The sequence below is a fragment of the Curtobacterium sp. 260 genome (assembly GCF_030803485.1).
Classification (GTDB): domain Bacteria; phylum Actinomycetota; class Actinomycetes; order Actinomycetales; family Microbacteriaceae; genus Curtobacterium.
Genome location: NZ_JAURUY010000001.1, coordinates 60,380 through 82,853 on the forward strand (window position 1 = coordinate 60,380; position 22,474 = coordinate 82,853).

General features: G+C 71.3%; 19 protein-coding genes. 8 read left to right on the top strand and 11 right to left on the bottom strand.

The window, feature by feature from the left end:
- Positions 1–55 precede the first annotated feature (55 nt).
- A complete protein-coding gene (gene bla, locus J2X59_RS00270; protein WP_442781406.1) occupies positions 56–1,015 on the top strand; it encodes a class A beta-lactamase in 960 nt (319 codons plus the stop codon).
- 21 nt (positions 1,016–1,036) lie between these two features.
- Here the strand turns inward: bla and J2X59_RS00275 are convergent, their stop codons facing one another.
- The gene (locus tag J2X59_RS00275) at positions 1,037–2,029 is read right to left on the bottom strand and encodes an alpha/beta hydrolase (protein WP_326495299.1); all 993 of its coding nucleotides are present in this window, start codon (positions 2,027–2,029) and stop codon (positions 1,037–1,039) included.
- A 219-nt stretch (positions 2,030–2,248) separates the two neighbouring features.
- Between J2X59_RS00275 and J2X59_RS00280 the strand changes: the two genes are divergently transcribed.
- On the top strand, positions 2,249–4,309 hold the full coding sequence (locus J2X59_RS00280) for a transglycosylase domain-containing protein (protein WP_326495300.1): 2,061 nt from the start codon (positions 2,249–2,251) through the stop codon (positions 4,307–4,309).
- Between the two features lie 81 nt (positions 4,310–4,390).
- Here J2X59_RS00280 and J2X59_RS00285 read toward each other — a convergent pair whose 3' ends face one another.
- The 4 genes from J2X59_RS00285 to J2X59_RS00300 form a co-directional block, all read right to left on the bottom strand.
- The gene (locus J2X59_RS00285) at positions 4,391–5,416 is read right to left on the bottom strand and encodes an ABC transporter substrate-binding protein (RefSeq protein ID WP_326495301.1); all 1,026 of its coding nucleotides are present in this window, start codon (positions 5,414–5,416) and stop codon (positions 4,391–4,393) included.
- A 73-nt stretch (positions 5,417–5,489) separates the two neighbouring features.
- Positions 5,490–6,395 (bottom strand): ABC transporter ATP-binding protein, encoded by a 906-nt coding sequence (locus J2X59_RS00290; protein ID WP_326495302.1) that lies wholly within the window; start codon positions 6,393–6,395, stop codon positions 5,490–5,492.
- The gene (locus J2X59_RS00295; RefSeq protein ID WP_326495303.1) at positions 6,392–7,513 is read right to left on the bottom strand and encodes a FecCD family ABC transporter permease; all 1,122 of its coding nucleotides are present in this window, start codon (positions 7,511–7,513) and stop codon (positions 6,392–6,394) included. The genes J2X59_RS00290 and J2X59_RS00295 overlap by 4 nt, the downstream gene beginning before the upstream one ends.
- Entirely contained in the window at positions 7,510–8,589 is a 1,080-nt protein-coding gene (locus J2X59_RS00300) for a FecCD family ABC transporter permease (protein ID WP_326495304.1), read from the bottom strand. The genes J2X59_RS00295 and J2X59_RS00300 overlap by 4 nt, the downstream gene beginning before the upstream one ends.
- A 29-nt stretch (positions 8,590–8,618) precedes the next feature.
- Between J2X59_RS00300 and J2X59_RS00305 the strand changes: the two genes are divergently transcribed.
- Entirely contained in the window at positions 8,619–9,446 is an 828-nt protein-coding gene (locus J2X59_RS00305) for a siderophore-interacting protein (RefSeq protein ID WP_066655700.1), read from the top strand.
- Positions 9,447–9,469: 23 nt separating this feature from the next.
- A complete protein-coding gene (locus J2X59_RS00310; protein ID WP_066655697.1) occupies positions 9,470–9,847 on the top strand; it encodes a VOC family protein in 378 nt (125 codons plus the stop codon).
- Positions 9,848–10,091: 244 nt separating this feature from the next.
- On the opposite strand, the gene J2X59_RS00315 is transcribed toward J2X59_RS00310, so the two are convergent.
- The 3 genes from J2X59_RS00315 to J2X59_RS00325 all read right to left on the bottom strand — a co-directional run bounded on the left by J2X59_RS00315 (position 10,092) and on the right by J2X59_RS00325 (position 13,398).
- Positions 10,092–11,009, bottom strand: a complete 918-nt coding sequence (locus tag J2X59_RS00315; protein ID WP_066655694.1) for a carbohydrate ABC transporter permease — start codon at positions 11,007–11,009, stop codon at positions 10,092–10,094.
- Position 11,010: 1 nt separating this feature from the next.
- Positions 11,011–11,907: a carbohydrate ABC transporter permease gene (locus tag J2X59_RS00320; protein WP_066655692.1), complete on the bottom strand. Its 897-nt coding sequence runs from the start codon at positions 11,905–11,907 to the stop codon at positions 11,011–11,013.
- A 123-nt stretch (positions 11,908–12,030) separates the two neighbouring features.
- The gene (locus tag J2X59_RS00325; protein ID WP_326495305.1) at positions 12,031–13,398 is read right to left on the bottom strand and encodes an extracellular solute-binding protein; all 1,368 of its coding nucleotides are present in this window, start codon (positions 13,396–13,398) and stop codon (positions 12,031–12,033) included.
- A 231-nt stretch (positions 13,399–13,629) separates the two neighbouring features.
- Here J2X59_RS00325 and arfA point away from each other — a divergent pair, with 231 nt between their 5' ends.
- Positions 13,630–15,132 carry an arabinosylfuranosidase ArfA gene (gene arfA / locus J2X59_RS00330; RefSeq protein ID WP_209685681.1) on the top strand — a complete coding sequence of 501 codons (1,503 nt, stop codon included), beginning with the start codon at positions 13,630–13,632 and terminating at the stop codon, positions 15,130–15,132.
- 258 nt (positions 15,133–15,390) lie between these two features.
- On the opposite strand, the gene J2X59_RS00335 is transcribed toward arfA, so the two are convergent.
- The 3 genes from J2X59_RS00335 to J2X59_RS00345 form a co-directional block, all read right to left on the bottom strand.
- On the bottom strand, positions 15,391–16,899 hold the full coding sequence (locus J2X59_RS00335; RefSeq protein ID WP_326495306.1) for a GNAT family N-acetyltransferase: 1,509 nt from the start codon (positions 16,897–16,899) through the stop codon (positions 15,391–15,393).
- 24 nt (positions 16,900–16,923) lie between these two features.
- Positions 16,924–17,781: a 3-hydroxyacyl-CoA dehydrogenase gene (locus J2X59_RS00340; RefSeq protein WP_066655686.1), complete on the bottom strand. Its 858-nt coding sequence runs from the start codon at positions 17,779–17,781 to the stop codon at positions 16,924–16,926.
- Positions 17,782–17,844: 63 nt separating this feature from the next.
- Positions 17,845–18,873, bottom strand: a complete 1,029-nt coding sequence (locus J2X59_RS00345; RefSeq protein ID WP_326495307.1) for a LacI family DNA-binding transcriptional regulator — start codon at positions 18,871–18,873, stop codon at positions 17,845–17,847.
- 188 nt (positions 18,874–19,061) lie between these two features.
- On the opposite strand from J2X59_RS00345, the gene J2X59_RS00350 reads away from it, so the two are divergent.
- The 3 genes from J2X59_RS00350 to J2X59_RS00360 all read left to right on the top strand — a co-directional run bounded on the left by J2X59_RS00350 (position 19,062) and on the right by J2X59_RS00360 (position 22,411).
- Entirely contained in the window at positions 19,062–19,997 is a 936-nt protein-coding gene (locus J2X59_RS00350) for a carbohydrate ABC transporter permease (protein ID WP_066655681.1), read from the top strand.
- Positions 19,994–20,977, top strand: a complete 984-nt coding sequence (locus tag J2X59_RS00355) for a carbohydrate ABC transporter permease (RefSeq protein ID WP_066655680.1) — start codon at positions 19,994–19,996, stop codon at positions 20,975–20,977. The genes J2X59_RS00350 and J2X59_RS00355 overlap by 4 nt, the downstream gene beginning before the upstream one ends.
- 102 nt (positions 20,978–21,079) lie before the next feature.
- Positions 21,080–22,411: an ABC transporter substrate-binding protein gene (locus J2X59_RS00360; RefSeq protein ID WP_326495308.1), complete on the top strand. Its 1,332-nt coding sequence runs from the start codon at positions 21,080–21,082 to the stop codon at positions 22,409–22,411.
- The last annotated feature ends 63 nt before the right edge of the window (positions 22,412–22,474 follow it).

Consider the following 22,474-nt stretch of genomic DNA (forward strand, 5'->3'; position numbering starts at 1 on the left):
CGCGTCGCTCGCACGGCGGGACGCGACGTGCAGGTGGATCGCGGGCGGGGTCGGCATGCTCGTCCGCGTGCGGACGACGAGGACGACCCTGGCCACGATCGCGGCGGTGGCCGCGCTGACGCTCGCCGGGTGCAGCGGCAGTGGTGGTGGCGACCCCTCGGGCACGGCGGGCGGTGCTCCGACGGCGACCACGACGCCGGTACCGACACCGACACCGACCGCGACCGCGGACGCGGCGACGTCCCGCGCGTTCGCCGCGCTCGAGGAGCGGGACGACGCCCGGATCGGCGTCGTCGCGATCGACACGGCGGACGGCAGCAGCGTCGGGTACCGGGCCGACGAGCGGTTCGCCTTCGCCTCGACGAACAAGGCGTTCATCGCCGCGGCGGTCCTCGACGCGTCGAGCGGCGAGGACCTCGACGAGGTCGTGCACTACGGACGGGGCGACCTGCTCGAGTACGCACCCGTCACGAGCCGGCACGTCGACGAGGGCATGACGGTCCGGGCGCTCGTCGACGCGGCGGTGCGCGAGAGCGACAACACGGCTGCGAACCTGCTCGTGGAGCGGCTCGGCGGGGTGGGCGGGGTGTCGCGGTGGCTGCGGGGGATCGGGGACGACGTGACCCGGGTGGACCGCGTCGAGCCCGACCTCAACACGGCGGTCCCGGGTGACCCGCGGGACACGACGACCCCGGCGCAGTCGGCGAGCGACCTGCGGGCGGTGCTCGTCGGCGACGCGCTCGACGCCGGGGACCGCGAGCTGCTGCGGTCGTCGATGGCGGGGACGACCACCGGCGACGGCACGATCCGGGCGGGGGTCCCCGGGGGCTGGTCGGTCGCGGACAAGACCGGGACCGCCTCGTACGGGGTGCGCAACGACATCGCCGTCGTCCGGCCGCCGGGCCGGGATCCCGTCGTGCTCGTCGTGTTCACGGCGCACGAGCGGGCGGACGCGGAGCCGTCGGACGCCCTGGTCGCCGCGGCGACCCGACTGGCGGTGCAGCGGATCGTCTGACGGACACCCGCAGGGCGGTGCTCAGCGCGGGAGCGTCGTGGCCCAGCGCCCGAGCACGTCCCACACCTGGTCGCGGACCTCGGGTGCGGAGAGCACCACGTCGTGCAGGGCCCCGTGCAGGCGCCGGACGGTCACCTCGGCGCCGAGCGACAGGGCCCGGTGCGCGACCACGTCCACGTTGAGCGCGACGTCGGCGCGCGTCATCGCGTCGTCCCACCGCGGCTGCAGCATGCTCTTGTCGCTGAGCAGCACGAGGGTCGGCACCGCGATGCCGAGCCCTTGCGCGACCCGTTCCTGCCCGGCGAACACCGCGGCGAGCCACCCGGGGTGCAGGGCGAAGCCCCGTTCGGGCCGCCAGCGCTGGTCGTAGGTCCACGACCCCTCGCCCGTGGCGGACACCGTGCGGGTGGAGAAGCCCGGATCGACCGCGGGCATCGGCGCGAGCGGGTTCCGCTTCGCTCCGAGCTTGATCACCGGCGTGACGATCGCCCGGCCGAGTGCACTCGCCTGGAACTCGAGCCACGGGCTGTTCAGCACGAGGCCGTCGACGAGGTCGGGGTGCCGCGCGGCCCAGAGCGCCAGGGTCAGTCCGCCGGTGGAGTGCCCCATGGGGACGAGTCGTCGGCGCGGACCGCCGTGGTGCTCGGCGGCGATCGCGTCGAGGGCGGCGCCGATGTCCTCGTCGTACACGGCCAGGTCGTCGACGAACCCGGGCGTCTGGTGCGGGCGGAGGCTCCGGCCGTACTTCCGCAGGTCGAGGGCGTGGAAGCGCGCCCCGAGCCGCTCGAGGTGCTCCGCCAGCTCCACCTGGAAGAAGTAGTCGGACCAGCCGTGCACGTACAGCACGTCCACGCCGTGCAGGGGGCCGCGGGCGTGCAGCAGCAGGTCGTTCGGTGACCGCCGGCGCCGGACCAGGGTCGCGACGACCGGTCCCTCACCGTCCTCGCCGAGCGGGAGCTCGAGGCGCTCGAACGCGGCCCCCAGCACGTCCTCGTGCCACCGTCCGGTCCCCATCCCCCGAGGGTACCGACGAGCACACGGTCACGACGCGGTCACGGTCGGGTCACGGGACGATGACGGCGGGAGCCCCTGCGGTAACGATCCGTACCGATTCGGTCCTTTCCCAGCGGTCGTGCCGGTTCTGCCCGGGGAACCCCGGGCAGACGTCCGAACAGCATTGGGAGGGTCACCCGATGCCTCCGGACGACGGGGGCGGGACGACGAGGGGGAGACATGGCGATGCGACGTGCGACCGGGGCAGCCCTGGGCTTCGTGGGCGGCAGCGTGCTGGCGGGGCTGCTGGTCGGGGTCGGGGTGACACCGGTGCTCGCGGTGGCCGGCGTGGGGACGACCTCGGCGATCGACCTGTTCGACTCGATGCCGGAGTACATCGAGATCGGCGACCTGCCCGAGCGCAACGAGATCTGGGCGAACCAGGGCGGACAGCCCGTGCACCTGGTCGACGTGTGGGACCAGAACCGCCAGGAGCTGTCGCTCGACCAGATCAGCGACACCCTCGAGCACGCCGCGATCGACGGCGAGGACAAGCGCTTCCGCGAGACGGGCGGTGTCGACCCGACGAGCCTGGTGCGGTCGGTCGCGAGCGTCATCGCCTCCGGCGGGCAGGGCGGGTCCGGTGGCTCGACCATCACGATGCAGCTCGTGCGGAACATCAAGATGCAGCAGGCGAGCGAACTGCCGACCGCCGAGGAGCGCGAGGCCGGCTACCGCGAGGCGACGAAGAAGAGCCCGGAGCGCAAGCTCGCCGAGGTGAAGCTGGCGATCGGACTCGCGAAGGAGTACTCGAAGGACGAGATCCTCGCCGCCTACCTGAACATCGCGTACTTCGGCGACCAGACCTACGGTGTGCAGGCAGCCTCGCAGCGGTACTACGGCAAGGACGCCTCCGACCTGACCCCGGCCGAGGCCGCGTCGCTGATCGCCATCGTGCAGTGGCCCGAGCGCCGCGACCTGTCGACGCCCGAGCACCACGACGACAACCAGGCGCGGCGGGACGTCATCCTCCGCTCGATGCACGAGCAGGGGCACCTGGGCGACGCGGACCTCGCGACGGCGCTCGCGTCCCGTCCGGCCGACTACGTCCGCCTCACGGCGCCGCAGCAGGGGTGCGAGTCGGCGGTGCGCGGCGCGGAGTTCTTCTGCGCGTACGCCGAACAGGTGGCGAAGGAGCTGCCGCAGCTCGGCGCCGACCCCGGTGCCCGCGCCGCCGCGTGGCGCACGGGCGGGTACCGGGTGCAGACCACCCTCGACCTCGACCTCAACACCCAGCAGAAGGACCTGCTCGCCCTGCACGACCCGGCGGCCGACAGCCGGCTCGCCCTCGGTGCGACGCTCGACACCGTCGAGGCGGGCACCGGTCGCGTGCTGACGATGGCGCAGAACAAGGACTTCGACCGGTCGGCCGACGCCCCGGCGACGGCGACCTCGCTCAACTACGCCACCGACGAGTCGAACGGCGGCTCGAAGGGGTTCCAGGTCGGCTCGACCTACAAGATGTTCACGCTGCTGCAGTGGCTCGAGTCCGGCCGGAGCCCCGACACGGTGGTGGACGGGACGCGGAAGGCTCGCGCCACGTGGACGCAGTGCGGGCAGCGGGTCACGCTGGACACCCCGTACGACCCGAAGAACGACTCGCCGGGGCAGACCGGGCCGTACTCGGTCCGCGCGGCGACGGCCCAGTCGGTGAACGCGGCCTACGCGGACATGGCGTCGCAGCTCGATCTCTGCGACATCCGGGACACCGCCGCGCGACTGGGCGTCCACCCGGCGACGGGTGGGGAGCTGCCGGCGAACCCGGCGGCGATCCTCGGGACGACGAGCATCGCACCGCTGACGATGGCGGCCGCCTACGCCGGGATCGCGAACGGCGGCGTGTACTGCGCCCCGGTCGTCGTCGACCAGGTCACCGGGCCGGACGGGACGGCCCTCGGTGGGCAGCCGCGGTCCTGCACGCAGGCGGTGTCGGCGTCGGTCGCGGCCGAGGCGTTCGCGGTGATGCAGGGTGCGTTCCGCGGCGGCACGGCGTCGGGTGGGCAGACCCTCGACGGGGCGACGCTGTTCGGCAAGACGGGCACGACCGACGCGGCGGACCAGATCTGGCTCGTCGGCGGGACCTCGCGGGCGGTGACCGCGTACTGGCAGGGCAACACCGACGGCGGGAAGACGAACCTGCGGTACGTGGGGAGCGGCCAGGGCGGCACCTACGCCGGGTCCCGGGCGGACGTGTGGCGGCAGGCACAGACGGCGGTGAACGCGGCGCTGCCCGCCGGCTGATCGTCCGCTGCGGAGCGACCCCGTGACGGACGGAAGGCGCGGTGCCAGCCGGCACCGCGCCTTCCGTCCGCACGTGGGTCGCTACGAGACCTTCTTGCTGTTCTCGAGCCAGCCCGCGAGCTTCGTCATGTAGTCCGCCTGCGACGCGTAGTCGAGCGCCGGGAAGGTCCAGCTGTGGACCTGGCCCGCCTCGAGCGCGGCGTTGTCGGCGAAGGTCGGCTGCTTCTCGAGGTCCGCGACCTGGTAGCCCTGCTGCGACAGCAGGAGCACGTCACCGGTGATCTGCCCCGCGTTCTCCCACGAGTAGACGCCCCAGTAGAAGCCCTTCGGCTTCGGGTCCACGAAGTCGACACCGAACGACGAGTACATCTGCAGGCTCGGTTCGTCGGTCGGGCGGGTGACGTACGCGCCGGAGCCGTCGGCGAACATCGACACGACGGAGACGTCGCTCGACTTCGCGGCCTGCTCGAGCTCGTCCTCGGCCGCGTCGAAGCGGTCCTCGGCGGCCTGGACCTTCGCCTCGGGGGCGCCGAGCGACTCGGCCAGGTCGGCGATGGTCTCGATGACGTCCTCGCCCTTGCCGCCCCACTTCACCTGGACGACGGGTGCGATCGCCTCGACCTGCTGCTGCTGCTCCTTGTCCTTGAAGCCGTAGCCGGGCTGGGTCGTGTCGAGCGTGCCCTGCTCGTCCTTCGGGTACACCGACGTGACGACGAGGTCGGGCTTCAGGGCCGCGAGCTCCTCGAGGTCGATGTCGCCGTACGCCTCGCCGAGCTGGGTGATGCCGTCGGTGTCGAGGTCGGCGAACCGCTTGTCCTTCGCCATCGTCAGCTGACCGAAGGTGCCGACCGGGCGCAGCCCGTACTCGATGAACGAGATGGCGACGTCGTTGAGGACGACGACGCGCTTCGGGGTGCTGTCGGTCTTCACGGTCGCGCCGGTGGCGTCCTCGTACGACCAGGGACCGGAGGCGGCCGAGCCCGTGCCCGCGGTGTCGCCGGAGCCGGCTTCGTCGTTCGCACCGGAGCAGCCGGTGAGGAGGAGGGCCGAGACGGCCACGGAGGTCACGAGGGCGGCGCGCAGGGAGCCGCGGCGGGGGATCTTCACGTTAGGAGAGCCTAACCTAACTCTGAGAGACCCGCCAGCATCGGACGCGAACACGGACCCGGACCGGCGGCGGTCAGGCGCGTGGTGCCCCGTGCTCGTCCGCCTCGTGCTCGTCCGCTTCGGGCACGATCATCGGCGCGCCGGTGACCGGGTCCGGCACGACGCGGGCGTGCAGCCCGAAGGCGGTCTGCAGCACGGCGGGTGTCAGGACGTCCTGCGGCGTGCCGTCGGCGACGACACCGCCGTCGTGCAGCACGACGAGCCGGTCCGAGTACCGCGCCGCGAGCGTCAGGTCGTGCAGCACCATCACGACGGTCGACCCCTGCTCGCGGTTCAGGCGCCGCACGAGCCGGAGCACGTCGAGCTGGTGCGCGAGGTCGAGGTACGTCGTCGGTTCGTCGAGCAGCAGCGTCTCCGCCTGCTGCGCCACCACGAGCGCGATCCAGGCGCGCTGCCGCTGGCCGCCGGACAGGCTCGCGACGTCGCGGTGCGCGACGTCGGTCAGTCCGGTCGCCGCGATGGCCTGCTCGGCGACGTCGGCGTCGTCGGCCGTCCACGGCTTCGCCCACGACTGGTGCGGGTTCCGTCCGCGCATCACGAGGTCGAGGACACTCGTGCCGGCGGGAGCCACCGGCGTCTGCGGCAGGATCGCGAGCCGCCGGGCGACGGCGCGGTTCGGCTCCCGGCGGATCGGGGAGCCGTCCAGCAGCACCTCGCCCGACTGTGGCTTCAGCACGCGACCGAACGCCTTGAGGAGCGTCGACTTCCCGCACCCGTTCGCGCCGAGGAACGTCGTCACCGTCCCGCGCTCGATCCGCAGGTCCAGGTCGCGGAGGACGGGGTCGCGGTCGTAGCCGACGGAGAGTCCGCGGGCCTCGAGGACGGGAGGCACGGTGCCGGTCGAGGCGCCGCCCGCGCTCCGGTGGGCGGTCGCGTCCGGTGCGCCCGTGGTCCGGGTGTCGGTCGTGGTGGCGGTCATCGGGACATCTCCTTGCGGTGGCGGACGAGGAGCCAGATCAGGTACGGGGCCCCGACGACGGTGGTCACGATGCCGACGGGCACCTGCCACGGGAAGGCGGAGCGCGCGAGCAGGTCGGCGCCGAGGACGAGGACCGTCCCGAGCGCCCCCGCGAGCAGCAGTGGCGGACGGTTCGTCCCGGCCAGCCGCAGGGCCACCTGGGGGACGACGAACGCGACGAAGCCGATCGGTCCGGCGGCGGCGACGGCGGCGGCGGTGAGGACGACCGCGAGGGCGAGGACGAGCAGCCGGTGGCGCTGCACGCCGAGTCCGACGCCGGTCGCGACCTCGTCGCCGAGCTGCCCGATGCCGAGCGCGGCGCTGGTGGCGAGGGCGATCGGGACGCAGACCGCTGCGACGAGCAGGAGCGGCCAGACCGTCGTCCACGAGGTGCTCGACAGGCTGCCGACGAGCCACTGCGACGCCGCCGTGGCGACGGTGATCTTCGCGCGGACGAGCAGGTAGCTGGTCACGGCGTCGAGCGTCGCGCTCACCCCGATGCCGACGAGCACCAAGCGGTAGCTCTGCACGCCGCCTCGCCAGCCGAGGCCGTACACGGCTGCCGCGGCGACGAGTGCGCCGATCGTCGCCGCCACCGGGATGCCGCCGCTCAGGACGATCGCCGACACCGAGTAGGTGCCACCGCCGAGCACGATCGCGGCGACCGCGCCGACGCTCGCTCCCGAGGTCACACCGATGATGTCCGGCGTGCCGAGCGGGTTCCGGGTCACCGTCTGGGTCAGCGCGCCGGCCGTCCCGAGCACCAGGCCGACCAGGGCGCCGGTGAGCACGCGGGGGAGTCGGAGCGTGGTGACGATGAAGCCCTCGGGGCCGTCCTCGGCGCCGAGCAGTGCGCGGACGACGGTGCCCGGCGCGATGAACGTGCTGCCGACCGCAACGCCGAGCACCACGAGGGCCAGGGCGACGGCGAGCGAGCCGACCGTCCAGCCGAGCACCCGCGGACGCCAGGCGAGTCCGACCGGGCCGACCCGGACACCACGGCGACCGGCGGGCGGACGGCCCGTGCCGGTCGTCACCGCCCGCTCGGCCTCGAGCCGTCCGTCCGTGGCGGCGCTCACAGGGACACCAGCGATCGGCGACGGGCGACGGCGACGAAGACCGGACCGCCGAGCACGGCGAGCACGATGCCGACCTCGACCTCGGAGAACCCGCCGACCAGTCGGCCCACCACGTCGGCGACGAGCACGAGCGCGGCGCCGACGAGTGCCGACACGGGGAGCGTCCAGCGGTGCCCGGTCCCGACCAGGGCGCGGGCGACGTGCGGCACCGTGAGGCCGACGAAGCCGATCGGTCCGGCGGCGGCGGTGGCACCGGCCGCCAGGAGCGTGATGCCGCCGAGCCCGACGAGCCGGGCGACGAGCACGTTCTCGCCGAGGCCCTTCGCCAGCTCGGCGCCGAGCCCCAGGGCGTCGAGGGCGCGGGTGTTCCAGACCGCGAGCACGGCGCCGACGAGCAGGAACGGCGCCGCGGCCACGAGCACGTCGAGCTGCCGGGAGGCGAGCGACCCGACCACCCACAGGCGGTAGGCATCGAGGGAGTCCTGGTCGGTCAGGACGATGAACGACGTGATCGCCCCGAGCAGGGCGGAGACGGCGGCCCCGGCCAGGGCGAGGGGCACGGGGCTCGCGGTGCCGCTGCCGGCGACGGTCACCGAGAACACGACGACGCTCGCGACGACGGCCCCGACGAGGGCGAACCAGACGGTGGCCCCGGTGCTCGTCACCCCGAAGACGTACACGCCGAGCACGACCGCGAGCCCGGCACCCGAGGAGACCCCGAACAGCCCGGGGTCGGCGAGCGGGTTCCGGGTGTGGCCCTGCATGAGGAGCCCGGCGATGCCGAGCGCTGCGCCGACGGCGGCACCGATCAGGGTGCGCGGGATGCGGGAACCCCAGACGACGGCCTCGGCGGTGCTCGACCCGCTGCGCGTCAGCCCCGCGAGCACCTGGTCGACGCCGAGCCGGTTGCTCCCGAGGAGCATGCTCGCGACCGCGGCGACGACGAGCGCGACGACCAGGGCCACGACCACCAGCAGCCGACGACGGACGGCCCGGCGGTGCACGCCGTCGGCACGCGGCGGGACCTCGCTCCGGGCAGCCCGGTCGGGCGTCAGGACGGTTTCGGGGGATGGCACGCAGGCCAGCTTAGGGTAGCCTTCCCTTCATGGCGAAGATCCCGCGGCTCATGCCCGAGGCACCCCGGCTCTTCCGTGCTCGGGTGCTCCGCTCCGTCCGGCACACCCCGTCGGTGCAGCGGGTCACCGTGACGGGCGACGACCTGCACGAGTTCCCGTTCCTCGGGTTCGACCACTGGTTCCGCCTGTTCGTGCCGCGCCCCGACCAGGACGCCTTCCGGATGCCCGACCTGGACGGTCGTCGCTGGTGGCCGTCGTTCCTCGCCATCCCCGAGGACGTCCGTCCCCACTGCGCGAACTACACGGTCGCGGCCTTCCGTCCCGAGGTCGGCGAGCTCGACGTCGACTTCGTCGTGCACTGCGACGCCGACGGCGAGCCCGAGGGCCGCGCGGCGATCTGGGCCTGCGGTGCCCGTCCCGGTGACGAGCTCGCGATGCTCGACCAGGGCTGCATCTTCGACTGCCCGGACGACGCCGGCGAGGTCGTCGTCGCCGCCGAGGAGACCGGCCTGCCCGCCGTGGTCGGCATCGCGGCGTCGCTGCCGCGCGACGCCGTCGGCCGCATCATCCAGGAGGTCCCGACCGCTGCCGACGTCCGCGTGCTCGACGCCCCGGTCGGCGTCACGGTGACGTGGATCGTCCGGGCGGACACCGAGCACGACGTCCCCGGACGCGCGGCGCTCGCCGAACTGCAGCGGTACGTGCCCGCCGACGACCGTGGGTACGCCTTCGTGGTCGGGGAGTCGCGGCTCGCGACCGAGGGCCGGCGACACCTGCACCGTGCCGGTCTGCCGAAGACCCGGATCACCTTCTCCGGCTTCTGGAAGCACGACGCGCGCCAGGTCGTCCCCGCCTGACCGTCTCCGCGTAGCGTGCGGGCATGAGCAGTCGACTGAGTGAACTCGTGCTGAACTGCCGCGACCCCGAGGCGTTGTCGCGCTTCTGGTGCGCGGTCCTGGACTACGTCGAACTCGGGAAGGACGACGACGGCATCGAGATCGGGCCCGCATCGGGCTTCGGCGGCGCGACCCCGACGATCATCCTCAACCGGGTCGAGCACGCGCCGACCCAGACCCTGCGGCTCCACCTCGACCTCTCGCCGGTCGATCGCGACCAGGAGGCCGAACTCGAGCGGCTGCTCGCGCTCGGTGCCCGACCCGCCGACGTCGGGCAGACCGGCGAGGAGTCCTGGCACGTGCTGCAGGACCCCGAGGGGAACGAGTTCTGCCTGCTGCGGACGCGGCTCGACCCGCTCTGACCTGCGCCCCCACACGACGGAACGACCCATCGCGCGTGCAGTAGGAAGCGGGTCCGCGCGTGGCAGGTCGTTCCTTCTGGCCTCCCTTGCGCGGAAGCGTCACCCAAGCGCGGAAGCGTCACCCGAGCGCGGAAGCGTCACCGGTGTGCGGAAGGGTCGCTGCGCCCGGTCCGACCAGGCGCACGACGGACGGGAGGCACGGTGCCAGCTGGCACCGTGCCTCCCGTCCGTCGACGCGGAGCGTCTAGCCCTTGAGGCCCGAGCCCGTCACGCCCTCCACGATCTGCCGCTGGAAGACCAGGTAGAGGATGATCAGCGGCAGCGCCGCCAGGATCGCGCCGGCCTGGATGTCGGCGTAGCGCTGCCCGAAGCTGCCCTGCACCGTGGCGAGCCCGACCGGGATCGTCATGAGGTCCGGGTTCGACAGGACGAACAGCGGCAGGAGCAGGTTGTTCCACACCCCGACGAAGGTCAGGATCGCGACCGCGGCGATCACCGGACGGGACAGCGGCATGATCACCGACCAGTAGATCTTCCACATGCCCGCACCGTCGATGCGCGCCGCCTCCTCGAGCTCCTTCGGGATGCCGTCGAAGAACTGCTTGAAGATGAAGACCGCGATCACGGCCGGCACCTGCGGGAAGATCACCGACCAGTACGTGTTGAGCAGGTTGACCGCGTTGAGCTCCTGGAAGATCGGGATGATCAGGACCTGCGTCGGGATCATGATGCCCAGGATGATGAGCAGGAACGCGACGTTCCGGCCGCGGAACGCCAGACGGGACAGCGCGAAGGCCGCCATCGAGGCGAACAGCACCGTCAGCGCCGTGGTGACGAGGCTCGTCACGCCGCTGGCGAGGTACCAGTTCCAGATGTCGCCGGACCGGAACAGCGACGCGTAGGAGTGCAGCGTCGGGTTCCAGTTCGACAGGATCGCGTTCGCGCCCAGGGCCGCGACCCCGTTGTCGGACAGTGACGTCTTCAGGGCGAACAGGCTCGGGATGAGCCAGATGATCGCGAACACCGTCAGGATGATCGCGGCGGCGGTGTTGAAGCCCTTGCCGGAGACGCCGATCTTCGCCGCGTTCGCGGGAGCGGCTGCCGAGACGCCGGACCGCAGCTTCCGCGGACGCGACGTGGTGATGCTCTCGGTGGCGGTCATGTCAGGCCCCGATCTCTCGCTTGGCGGCAGCGCGCTCGACGAGCTGCCGGATGACCGCGATCGCGACGATCACGATGAACAGGAGCACCGACGCGGCGGACGCGGCGCCGAGACGGTTGTCGGTGAAGCCGACGCCGGTGATGAGCTGCAGCGAGACCTGGGTCGAGATGCCCGGGCCGCCGTTCGTCATCAGGTACACCTGGTCGAAGATCTTCAGGCTCGCGATGATCTGCAGCAGGATGACCAGCGTCGTCGTGCGGCCGAGCAGCGGCAGCGTGATCGACTTGATCTGCTGCCAGCTGGACGCACCGTCGACCGCGGCGGCCTCGTACAGCTCGCGGGGGATCTCCTGCAGGCCGGCCAGGTACAGCACGAAGTTGAAGCCGAGGGTCCACCACACGGTGGCGATCGCGACGCCGATCATGGCCGTGTTCGGGCTCGCGAGCACACCCGCACCCGGGGTCAGGCCGATCGCCTGCTGGATCGAGGCGAAGAGGCCCGTCGCCGGGGTGAAGATGAACACCCAGATGAGCGAGATCGTCGCCGACGGCAGGATGAACGGCAGGAAGAACGCCAGGCGGAAGAACCACTGCCCGCGGTTCATCCGGTTCGTCAGCACGGCGAAGACGAAGGCCAGGATCACCAGCGGCGGCGTCGTGTAGAGCGTGAACTGCAGGGTGTGCCAGAGCGACGACCAGAAGTCGGCGCGACCGAGCATCTCGGCGTAGTTCGCGAAGCCCGCGAAGCTGCCGAGTCCGGTGCGGACGGTCGAGGTGTTGAAGAAGCTCGTGACGATCATCCAGACCGTCGGACCGAGCAGGAAGGCCAGGTAGAACAGGCCGAAGGGCGCGAGGAAGAGCCAGCCGGTGCGGCCCTGTCCCCGGTTGGTGGAGTTCACGCGGGGGCGCGTGCCACGGGTGACCGCGGCGGCGTCCGTGGGTCGGGTGAGAACTGGTGCAGCGGTCACGTCATCGTGCCTTTCGCGCGGTGTTCACGTCGGTCGTCGGGGAGGCCTGCCCGGTCACAGCGGGCTCGGGGTGTTGAGGTAGGTGGCGAGCTGGTCCTTGATGGCCGAGAGCGCCTGGGCGGGCGAGCTGCTGCCCTGCTGCACCAGTGCGAGCTGGGCGCCGACGGTGTTCTCGAAGGTCGAGCCCGATCCGCCGTACCAGGCGGGATCGTCGAAGACGGCGGACTCGGCTGCCGATGCGTAGTTGGACTGCGGCTTCAGGTCCTTGAACGCGGTGCTGTCGAACGTGGGCATGTACGCGGGGACGTGCCCGCCCTCGGCCCAGGTCAGGCTCTGCTCGAGCATCTGCTTGATGAAGAGCATGTGCGCCTTGCGCTGCTCGGGCGTCCGGTCCTTCCGCGGCAGGATGAACGTGTGCGAGTCGGCCTGCGTCGCCGGCTCGTCGAACAGCTGCGGGACGGGGACCATGCCGAACTTCAGCCCCTTGATGGACTGCGCGGTGCTGATCTCCCACTCGCCCTGCATGAAGAAGCCAGCCTTGCCCGTGAACATCAGCGTCTGGGCGGTGGCGTAGTCGAGCCCCTTGTTCAGCCAGCCCTCCTTCACCCACTTCTGGGTCATGTCGGTGACCTTCGTGTACGCGTCCTCGTTGACGGTGAGCTTCGCGCCCCCGTCGCTGATGAACGGCGTCGCGCCGTCGATCTGGTTGTACATCGACCAGAAGAAGCGCCACGGGGTCGCGACCTCGCTGACGTTCGCGACGTTGAGCGCGGTGCCGCCGGTGACCTTCGCGACGGCGGCCAGCGCGGCCTCGAAGTTCTCGAGCCCGTTGAGGTCCTTCAGGTTGCCGTCGGAGTCGATGAGCCCGGCCTTCTGGCACACGTCAACGTTGTAGAAGAGCACGAAGGGGTGCGTGTCGAGCGGCACGCAGATGTTCTTGCCGTCGGTCTTCTGCGCGGTCCAGGCCTTCTGGTTGAAGTCGCTGGCGCTCAGGCCGACGCTCGCCAGGTCGTCCTCGGTGATCGGGTCGAGCAGCCCGCCGTCCCAGAGCGGCTTCGCACGGGTCAGGTGAGCGATCGCGACGTCCGGCGGCTTGTTCCCGACGGTGGCCAGTGTGACCTTCGAGTAGTACGGGTTGCCCCAGGCGAACGTCGTCGCCTGCAGCGAGGACGGCCCGCCGTGCTGCTTCGCGTAGCCGGCCTCCATCGTCTGCATGCGGACACCGTCGCCACCGCCGAAGAGGTTCCAGAAGACGAGGGTCTCGGGGTTCAGCGGGGCACCGGCGACGCCGGCGGCCAGCGGGCTCGAGCACGCGGCGAGGGGGAGGACCGCGGCGCCGGCGGCTGCACCGGCGAGCAGGGTCCTGCGGGTGAAGGCACCGCCGCGGGACTGCGGGGTGGGTACGGCTGGTCGGATCGGCATGGCATCACTCCATCGGGACGGGCCGAGCGGAGCGGTCGTTGCTCCGTGAGCGCTCACAGTAGCGGCAGGTCCGGGGGTGCGCCACCCCTTTCGTGAAGGTCACGACCGGGGCGCGTCCCCGCTTCCCCATCCGCCCGGAACCCGCTAGCGTTCATGGGGACGTGAGCGCTCACTTTCGTTCCGGGCCGATCACGTCGCACCACGAGCCCCCACGCTGATCAAAGGAGATCCATGCCTCGCACACACCTCGTCCTCGACGCCGCGTTCACCGTGGGGCCGGTGCGCCGTCGCCTGTTCGGTGGGTTCGTCGAGCACCTCGGGCGCCACGTCTACGACGGCATCCACGAGCCGGCACACGAGACCGCCGACGAGCACGGCTTCCGCAAGGACGTCATCGACCTCGTCAAGGAGCTGAACGTCTCCGCCATCCGCTACCCCGGTGGCAACTTCGTCTCCGGCTACAAGTGGGAGGACGGCGTCGGGCCCGTCGAGCAGCGCCCCCGTCGCCTCGACCTCGCCTGGCACTCGACCGAGACCAACGAGGTCGGCCTGCACGAGTTCCAGCACTGGCTCGACGCGGTCGACTCCGAGCTCATGCTCGCCGTGAACCTCGGCACCCGCGGCACGCAGGAGGCCATCGAGCTCCTCGAGTACGCGAACATCGACGCCGGCACCGCGCTCAGCGAGTACCGCCGCTCGAACGGCCGCCAGGAGCCCTTCGCGATCAAGATGTGGTGCCTCGGCAACGAGATGGACGGCCCGTGGCAGCTCGGCCACAAGAACGCCGAGGACTACGGCAAGCTCGCCGCCATGACCGCGAAGGCCATGCGACAGATCCAGCCCGACCTCGAGCTGGTCGCCTGCGGTTCGTCCGGCGCCTCGATGCCGACGTTCGGCGAGTGGGAGCGCACGGTCCTCGAGCACACCTACGACGACGTCGACTACATCTCGGCGCACGCCTACTACGAGGAGGACGGCGACATGTCGACGTTCCTCGCCTCGGGCGTCAACATGGACCACTTCATCGACACCGTCACCACCGCGGCGGACCACGTCAAGGCGCACAAGAAGTCGGACAAGCGCATCGACATCTCGTTCGACGAGTGGAACGTCTGGTCGATCAGCAAGTGGAACGAGCAGCAGAAGACCTTCGAGCTGCAGGACTGGCCGGTCGCGCCGCGCCTGCTCGAGGACGTCTACACCGTCGCGGACGCCGTCGTCGTCGGTGGGCTCCTCATCTCGCTGCTCCGGCACGCCGACCGCGTCGCGTCGGCGAGCCTCGCGCAGCTCGTGAACGTCATCGGCCCGATCATGACCGAGCCCGGTGGCCCGGCCTGGCGCCAGACGACGTTCTTCCCGTTCTCGCTCACCTCGAAGCTCGCGAACGGCACGTCGCTGCAGGTCAAGGCCTCGGGTGACACGGTCGACGGCGGCAAGTACGGCGAGGTCCCCGTCGTCGACTCCGCCGCGACGGTCGAGGACGGCAGGGCAGCGGTCTTCCTGGTGAACCGTCACCAGACCGAGTCGACGACCGTCACGATCGACCTGGCCGGCATCGGCGCCGACGGTGACGTCCGCGCCGAGGGCATCTGGGACGACGACGTGCACGCCGTGAACGACCTCGAGGGCCGTGAGCGCGTCGGACTCCGCACGAACGAGACCGTCCGTCGCGAGGGCGACACGATCACGATCGAGCTGCCCCCGGTCTCCTGGACCGCGGTGTCGATCGGCTGACCCGACCGCCGACCACGTCGGCGCACGAACGCCTCGGCGAGCGCTCCGGTGAGCGTCGAGTGAGCACGGAGGGCACCGGCCCGCGCGAGCGGACCGGTGCCCTTCGCTCGTGCCGGAGCGGGCCGGCGCGGGCCGGAGCGTGCCGGCGCGGGCCGGACGGGAGGCGCGGTGCGGTACCGCCACGGACCTCCCGACCCGGGACGTGCCGGACGGGAGGCGCGGTGCGGTCCGGCCGCGAGCCTCCCGTCCGCCGCTCGGTCAGTCCGCGGACGGCCGCATGTCGTAGGTGACCCACGGGGTCGCCGCGGCGACGCGGTCGTAGACCGCCCGCGCGGTCGCGTTGTCCTCGGCGGTGATCCAGCGGACGACGCTCGCGCCCTCGGCAGCGGCGGTGGCCGCCGCCTCGTGCAGCAGTGCCGTCGCGACGCCGCGCCCCCGGGCGTCGGGAGCCGTGAACAGGTCGTCGAGGTACAGGCCGGTCGTCGCCGATGACGGGCGGGCGAACCGCCGGAGGTCGGCGAGCCCGAGCAGGTGGCCGTCGGCGTCCTCGGCGACCAGGCCGGTGAGCCCGTGTGCACCCGTCGACACCCACCGCCAGGTGGTCCGGACGGCCTCGGTGTCCTCCGGCAGTCGGTAGAACGCGCGGTAGCCGGCGTACAGGGCCTGCCACGCCGCGGCGTCCGTCGACCGCACCGGACGGATGCGCACGACCGCGGCCCGCGCTCGACACCTGATGTCCACGATCACGGCGGTCTTCGCGTCGGCGTAGGCGTTCGTGTCGTCCCACGACCGCTCCATCAGCGCACGCTTGGTGTCCTCGTACCGCTGCCGGTCGGTGTCGTCGCGGCGGAGCTGGTCGCGGAGCAGCAGGTAGTCGTCGAGCTCGGCAGCGCCGTGCTCGTACACGTGCACGTGCGCGTCGCGCTCGGGCGTGCGGACGAGGCGGTGCCCGGGCTCGCGTACCCGGAGCTCGTAGCCGGCGCCGAGCAGCGGGGTGAGGTACGCGGCCTCGTCGGTGACGTCCGGCACGGCGACCGCGACGTCGACGATCGGCTTCGCGGCGAGTCCCGGCACGGACGTCGAGCCGATGTGCTCGATCGTGACGTGCTGGCCGTCCAGGGCGTGGGCGATCCGTGCGCGGTGCTCCTCGTAGCGGGCGGACCAGGCGGGATCGTGGTCCCGGAGCCCGACGGTCAGCGGTTCGGGGCCGCCGACGATGTCCACCTCGGTGACGTCGGGGTGCGCGTGCGCACCCGTGCGGATCCAGTGGTGGAGCAGGGTGTGCCCGTCCGGGTCGACCACGCTGCGCTCGTACCGGCCGCCGGCGTGCTCGATGACCCGGCGGGACGCGGGGTTCGTCGCGTCACACGTCAGCATGACCTCGGGCAGCCCGCGCTCGGCTGCCGCGCGGACGACCTCGGCGAGGGCCGCGGACGCCAGGCCCCGGCCCCGGGCGGAGGGCCGGACGCCGTACCCGACGTGCCCGCCGTACGAGCGGAGGAAGTCGTTGAGCTCGTGCCGCAGCGCGATGCTGCCGAGGTACTCGTCACCCTCGACGATCCAGCGGTAGGTGCACGTCACGTGGTCGGGGCTGGCCGGGGTCGTCTCCTCGGCCAGGAGCTGGTCGACCCACTGCTCGAAGCCCGCTCGGTCCTGCAGCGCCGCGGCGTCCCGGATCCCGGCGCCGTCCTGGTGGGCACCGTCCCACTCCTGCAGGGCGCGGCGGAAGGACGGGTGGTACTCGGGGGAGGGGGCGACGAGTTCCATCCCGAGATCCTAGGGGTGCTCACGTCAGCGGTAGCGGTAGAACCCCTCACCCGACTCGACGCCGTACTTGCCCTGGTCGAGGTACTCCGACTGCAGGTACGCCGCCCAGGCCTGCGCGCCGGGCTCGGGGGACGCGCTCGCGACCGCGTGCGCGGTGCGGAGCCCGATGACGTCGTACATGCGGAACGGCCCGACCGGGCTGCCGGTCCCGATCTGCCACGTGGTGTCGATCGTGGCGGGGTCGGCCACCCCGCGGAGCACCAGGCCCGCGGCGGCGTCGAGGAGCGGCACGAGCAGGGAGTTGAGCACGTAGCCCGGCTGCTCCTTGTGCAGGCGGATCGGGACCATGCCGATCTCCTCGGCGAACGTCGCGACGCGCTCGAACACCTCGGGGTCGGTCTGCTCGGTCCCCATCACCTCGGCGGTGTTCTGCCGCCAGACGTGGTTGGCGAAGTGCAGCGCGAGGAAGCGGTCCGGGCGGCCGGTCGCGTCTGCGATCGCGCTCGGCAGCAGGGTCGACGAGTTCGTCGCGAAGACGGTCTCCGCCGACGCCACCTCGGCGAGCCGGCCGTAGACCTCGCGCTTGGTCTCGAGTCGCTCGGGGACCGCCTCGACGACGAGCTCGGCCCCACCGACGGCCCGGGCGAGGTCGGTGTCGAAGGTGATCCGCGCGACGGCGGCGTCGGCGTCCGGTCGGGCGTCCTGCCCGACGTCGCCGAGGTACTGCTCGACGATGCCCGCGAGTCGCTCACGACCGGCGGCGACCGCGTCCTCGCTGATGTCGTACACGACGACGGGGATGCCGTGTCGGGCGGTCTGGAGGGCGATCTGGGTGCCGAGGACGCCGGCGCCGAGCACGGTGACGGAGCTGAAGGTGGTCATGCTGCCCAGTGTGCTCCCGACCCGTGGGAGTGCGCGGGCGAGCGCCTGACCCGCCGCGGGCGCCTAGGCCCGCGGCGGCGGTGCCGTGCTCGCCCGTTCGACCAGGCGCACCGGCACGAGGTCGGTCGACGTGCGGACGGGGGTGCCCTCGATCTGCGCCAGCAGCGTCGCGACCGCCCGCCGCCCGACCTCGTCGAAGGACTGGTGCACGGTGGTCAACGGCGGCCAGAACGACTCCGACTCGGGGAAGTCGTCGAAGCCGACCACGCTGAGGCTCTCCGGCACCGATCGACCGGCCTCGTGCGCCGCCCGGAGGACCCCGAGCGCGGTCTGGTCGTTCACCGCGAAGACGGCGGTGATCTCGGGCCGCGCCGCGATCTCCTGCCCGGCGCGGTGCCCGTCGGCCGTCGACCACCCTGCGGGGAGGACCCGGGGGACCCTGCGGCCCGCGTGCTCGAGCGTCTCGCGCCACGCGACGAGGCGGCGTTCCGCGGAGTACGAGGCGGCGGGCCCGGCGACGTGCCAGACGGTCTCGTGCCCGAGGTCGAGCAGGTGCTGCGTGGCGAGCCGTGCGCCCTCGGCCTGGTCGATGTCGATGGAGGGCCGGTCGGTCGTGCCCGCGGAGTCGACGACCACGAGCGGGACACCGCTCGGCAGCACGACCTCGGCGGTGTCGATGATGTGCGACTCGATGACGATCACGACGCCGTCGACCGCCTGCTCGTGCAGCCGGGAGAGCGCGGTGCGGACGCCCTCGCCGGTGCGCGACGCCATGGGAAGCAGGGTGATGGTGAAGTCCGCGGCGGCCGCAGCAGCCGAGATGGCCTCGAGCGTGCGCATGTTGCCGAACGACGCGAGCGTGAACATGATCACGCCGATGGTCCGGAAGCGCCCGGACCGCAGCGCACGCGCCGCACGGTTCGGCCGGTAGCCGAGGTCGTCCATGGCGCGCTGGACCCGGTCCCGGGTGTCCGGGCTGACGTTGTCGAAGCCACGGGCAACGCGCGACACGGTCTGCATCGATACGCCGGCGGCGTCGGCCACGGCGGCCAGCGACGGCGCACGGCGCGGTGCGGTCAGATCGGTCGACAACGCTGTTCCCTCCGTTCGACTTCCCCGAACGCTAGTGCATGTTGACGTTGCCATGCTACGGTGACGTCGTTCGATGTTGACGTCAACATCGACGTCCTCCGGATCCGTGCCAGCGCAGGCAGGGCACGACCCGTAGGCGCCGTCAGGTGCCCGGTCCGGAACCCGAACGCAGCAGACAAGGGAGTCACATGAGCACGCTCGCAGCGCGCCCGGCCGAGGCGGCACCGCCGGCGCGGCCGACCGCTCGCCGCCCGAAGGTCCGGGGGCGGTACACCGGCTGGCTGTTCGTCGGCCCCTTCGTCGTCGTCCTCGTGGCGATGCTCATCGTGCCGATCGGCTACGCGCTCTGGCTCAGCCTGTTCCGCGACCAGCTCATCGGTGGCAACCAGTTCGTGTGGTTCGCCAACTACGTGCAGCTGTTCCAGGACGCCCAGTTCTGGGAGGGCCTCGGTCGCGTCGCACTCTTCCTGGTCGTGCAGGTCCCGATCATGCTCGGCCTCGCGCTCGTGGCGGCCCTCGCGCTCGACAGTGCACGGCTCTGGGGTACCGGGTTCTTCCGCATCGCCGTGTTCCTGCCGTACGCCGTGCCCGGCGTGGTCGCCGCCCTCATCTGGGGCTTCATCTACGGCAACCAGTTCGGTCTCACCGGCGCCGCGAACAGCGCGCTCGGCATCGACCTGCTCCAGCCGTTCAGCCCGACCTGGGTCCTCACGTCGATCGGCAACGTGGTCACGTGGGAGTTCCTCGGCTACAACATGCTGATCTTCTACGCCGCCCTGCGCGTCGTGCCCGGTGAGCTCTACGAGGCTGCCGAGCTCGACGGCGCCGGCCCGCTGCGCACCGTCTTCTCGATCAAGCTGCCCGCCCTGCGCGGCCCGATGGTCATCGCGACGATCTTCTCGATCATCGGCAGCTTCCAGCTCTTCAACGAGCCGAACCTGCTGAAGACGCTCGCGCCGAACGTCATCGGCAGCGCCTTCACCCCGAACATGTACGCCTACTCGCTGTCCTTCAGCGGTCAGCAGTTCAACTACTCCGCCACCGTCGCCATCGTCATGGGTGTCATCACCGCCGTGATCGCCTACGTCGTCCAGGTCCGCGGAACCCGCCAGGAGAACCGATGAGCACCCTGCAGCAGCCCGCCGCCGGCGCGACCAGCCCGGCCACGGTCACCGAGGCGACCACCACCCAGCGCGACCCGGGGGACCGGGCGACCCGCGCCTCCCGGTCGCGCCGCGCCGGCAAGCCGGTCGACGGACGCAAGGTGAAGCGCTCCGGTCTCCTGACCGCCGTGATGGTCGTCTTCGTCGTCTACTCGTTCGCACCGCTGTTCTACCTGCTGGTGAACAGCACCAAGACCCAGGCGTCCCTGCTGTCGACGTTCGGCCTGTGGTTCGGCGGCGACTTCAACCTCTGGCAGAACATCGTCGACACCCTGACCTACAACGACGGCATCTTCCTGCAGTGGCTCGGCAACACGCTGCTGTACGTGGTCGTCGGTGCCGGTGGCGCGACCCTGCTCGCCACGGTCGCCGGCTACGGCATGGCGAAGTTCCAGTTCCCCGGCCGTCGCGCGGTCTTCGCCGTCGTCCTCGGGGCGATCGCCGTCCCCGGCACCGCCCTCGCCGTCCCGACCTTCCTGCTCTTCTCGCAGTTCGGCCTGACGAACACCCCCTGGGCGATCATCCTGCCGTCGCTCATCAGCCCGTTCGGCATGTACCTCATCTGGACCTACGCGATCGACGCGATCCCGACCGAGCTCATCGAGGCCGCCCGCATGGACGGCGCCGGCGAGTTCCGGATCTTCTTCACCATCGCGCTGAAGCTCCTCACGCCCGGTGTCGTCACCGTCCTGCTCTTCGCGGTCGTCGCCACCTGGAACAACTACTTCCTGCCGCTCATCATGCTGAGCGACCCGAAGTGGTACCCGCTCACGGTCGGCCTCAACCAGTGGAACGCCCAGGCCACCGGCTCCGGCGCGCAGCCGATCTACAACCTCGTCGTCACCGGATCGCTCCTCACGATCATCCCGATCGTGGTCGCGTTCCTCTTCCTCCAGCGCTTCTGGCAGTCCGGCCTCGCGGCCGGTTCCGTCAAGGCCTGACCCACCGGACGGGAGGCGCGCCGGCAGCCCGCCACGCGCCTCCCGACCGGGACACAGCAGCACCACCCCAGCCCCAGATCACGAAGAAGTGGAAGGCAACCCATGAACAAGCGTCTCCGGCGCGGGCTCAGCGCCCTCGCCATCGGCGTCACCGCCGCCATCGCGATGACCGCCTGCGCCTCCGGCAGCTCCGCCGGCGGCTCGGCGGACGACATCGACAAGGCCCTCAAGGACGGCGGCACGCTGACCTACTGGTCCTGGACCCCCTCGGCCAAGGACCAGGTCGCCGCGTTCGAGAAGCAGTACCCGAAGGTCAAGGTCAAGCTGGTCAACGCCGGCACCGGTGCCGACCAGTACACGAAGCTGCAGAACACGATCAAGGCCGGCTCGGGTGCTCCCGACGTCGCGCAGGTCGAGTACTACGCGCTGCCGCAGTTCGCGCTGTCCGACTCGCTCGTCGACCTGTCGTCGTACGGCTTCGGCGACCTCGAGAGCAAGTTCTCGAAGGGCACCTGGAGCAACGTCGCCATGGACGGCAAGGTCTACGGCCTGCCCCAGGACTCCGGCCCCATGGCGCTGTTCTACAACAAGAAGGTCTTCGACGAGTACGGCATCGAGGTGCCGAAGACGTGGGACGAGTACATCGCCGCAGGCAAGAAGCTGCACGAGGCGGACTCGTCGAAGTACATCGCGGCGGACTCCGGCGACGCCGGCTTCACCACGAGCATGATCGCCCAGGCCGGTGGCACCCCGTTCACGACCGACGGCGACAAGATCACCATCGACCTGCACGACGCCGGCACGCAGAAGTGGGCGAAGACCTGGGACCAGCTCGTCGAGCAGGGCCTGCTGTCGAAGACCACCGGCTGGACCGACGACTGGTACAAGCAGCTCGGCAACGGCCAGATCGCCACGATGGTCACCGGCGCCTGGATGCCCGGCAACCTGATGGCCAGCGTGCCGGACGCCGAGGGTGACTGGCGCGTCGCCCCGATGCCGACCTACGACGGCGGCCAGGCCCAGACCGCCAGCAACGGCGGCAGCTCGCAGGTCGTCATGAAGCAGTCGAAGAACCCGGCCCTCGCCGCCGGCTTCCTGAAGTGGCTGAACTCGTCGGAGGAGTCCACGAAGGTCTTCATGCAGTCCGGCGGCTTCCCGTCGACGACCGCTGACCTGAACTCGAGCTCGTTCCTGGACGAGAAGCCGGAGTACTTCGGTGGCCAGGAGATCAACAAGGTCCTCGTCGACGCCTCGAAGTCCTCGGCGAACGACTTCACCTACCTGCCGTACCAGGTCTACGCGAACAGCGTCTACGCCGACACCGTCGGGCAGTCCTACCAGAACGGCACCTCGCTCGAGGGCGGTCTGGAGGCCTGGCAGAAGGCACTCGTGAAGTACGGCAAGGACCAGGGCTTCACGGTCGAGAGCAAGTAACACCCGCGTTCCCCACACCCCGGGGCCGTGCGGACACCACGTCCGCACGGCCCCGTCGTACGA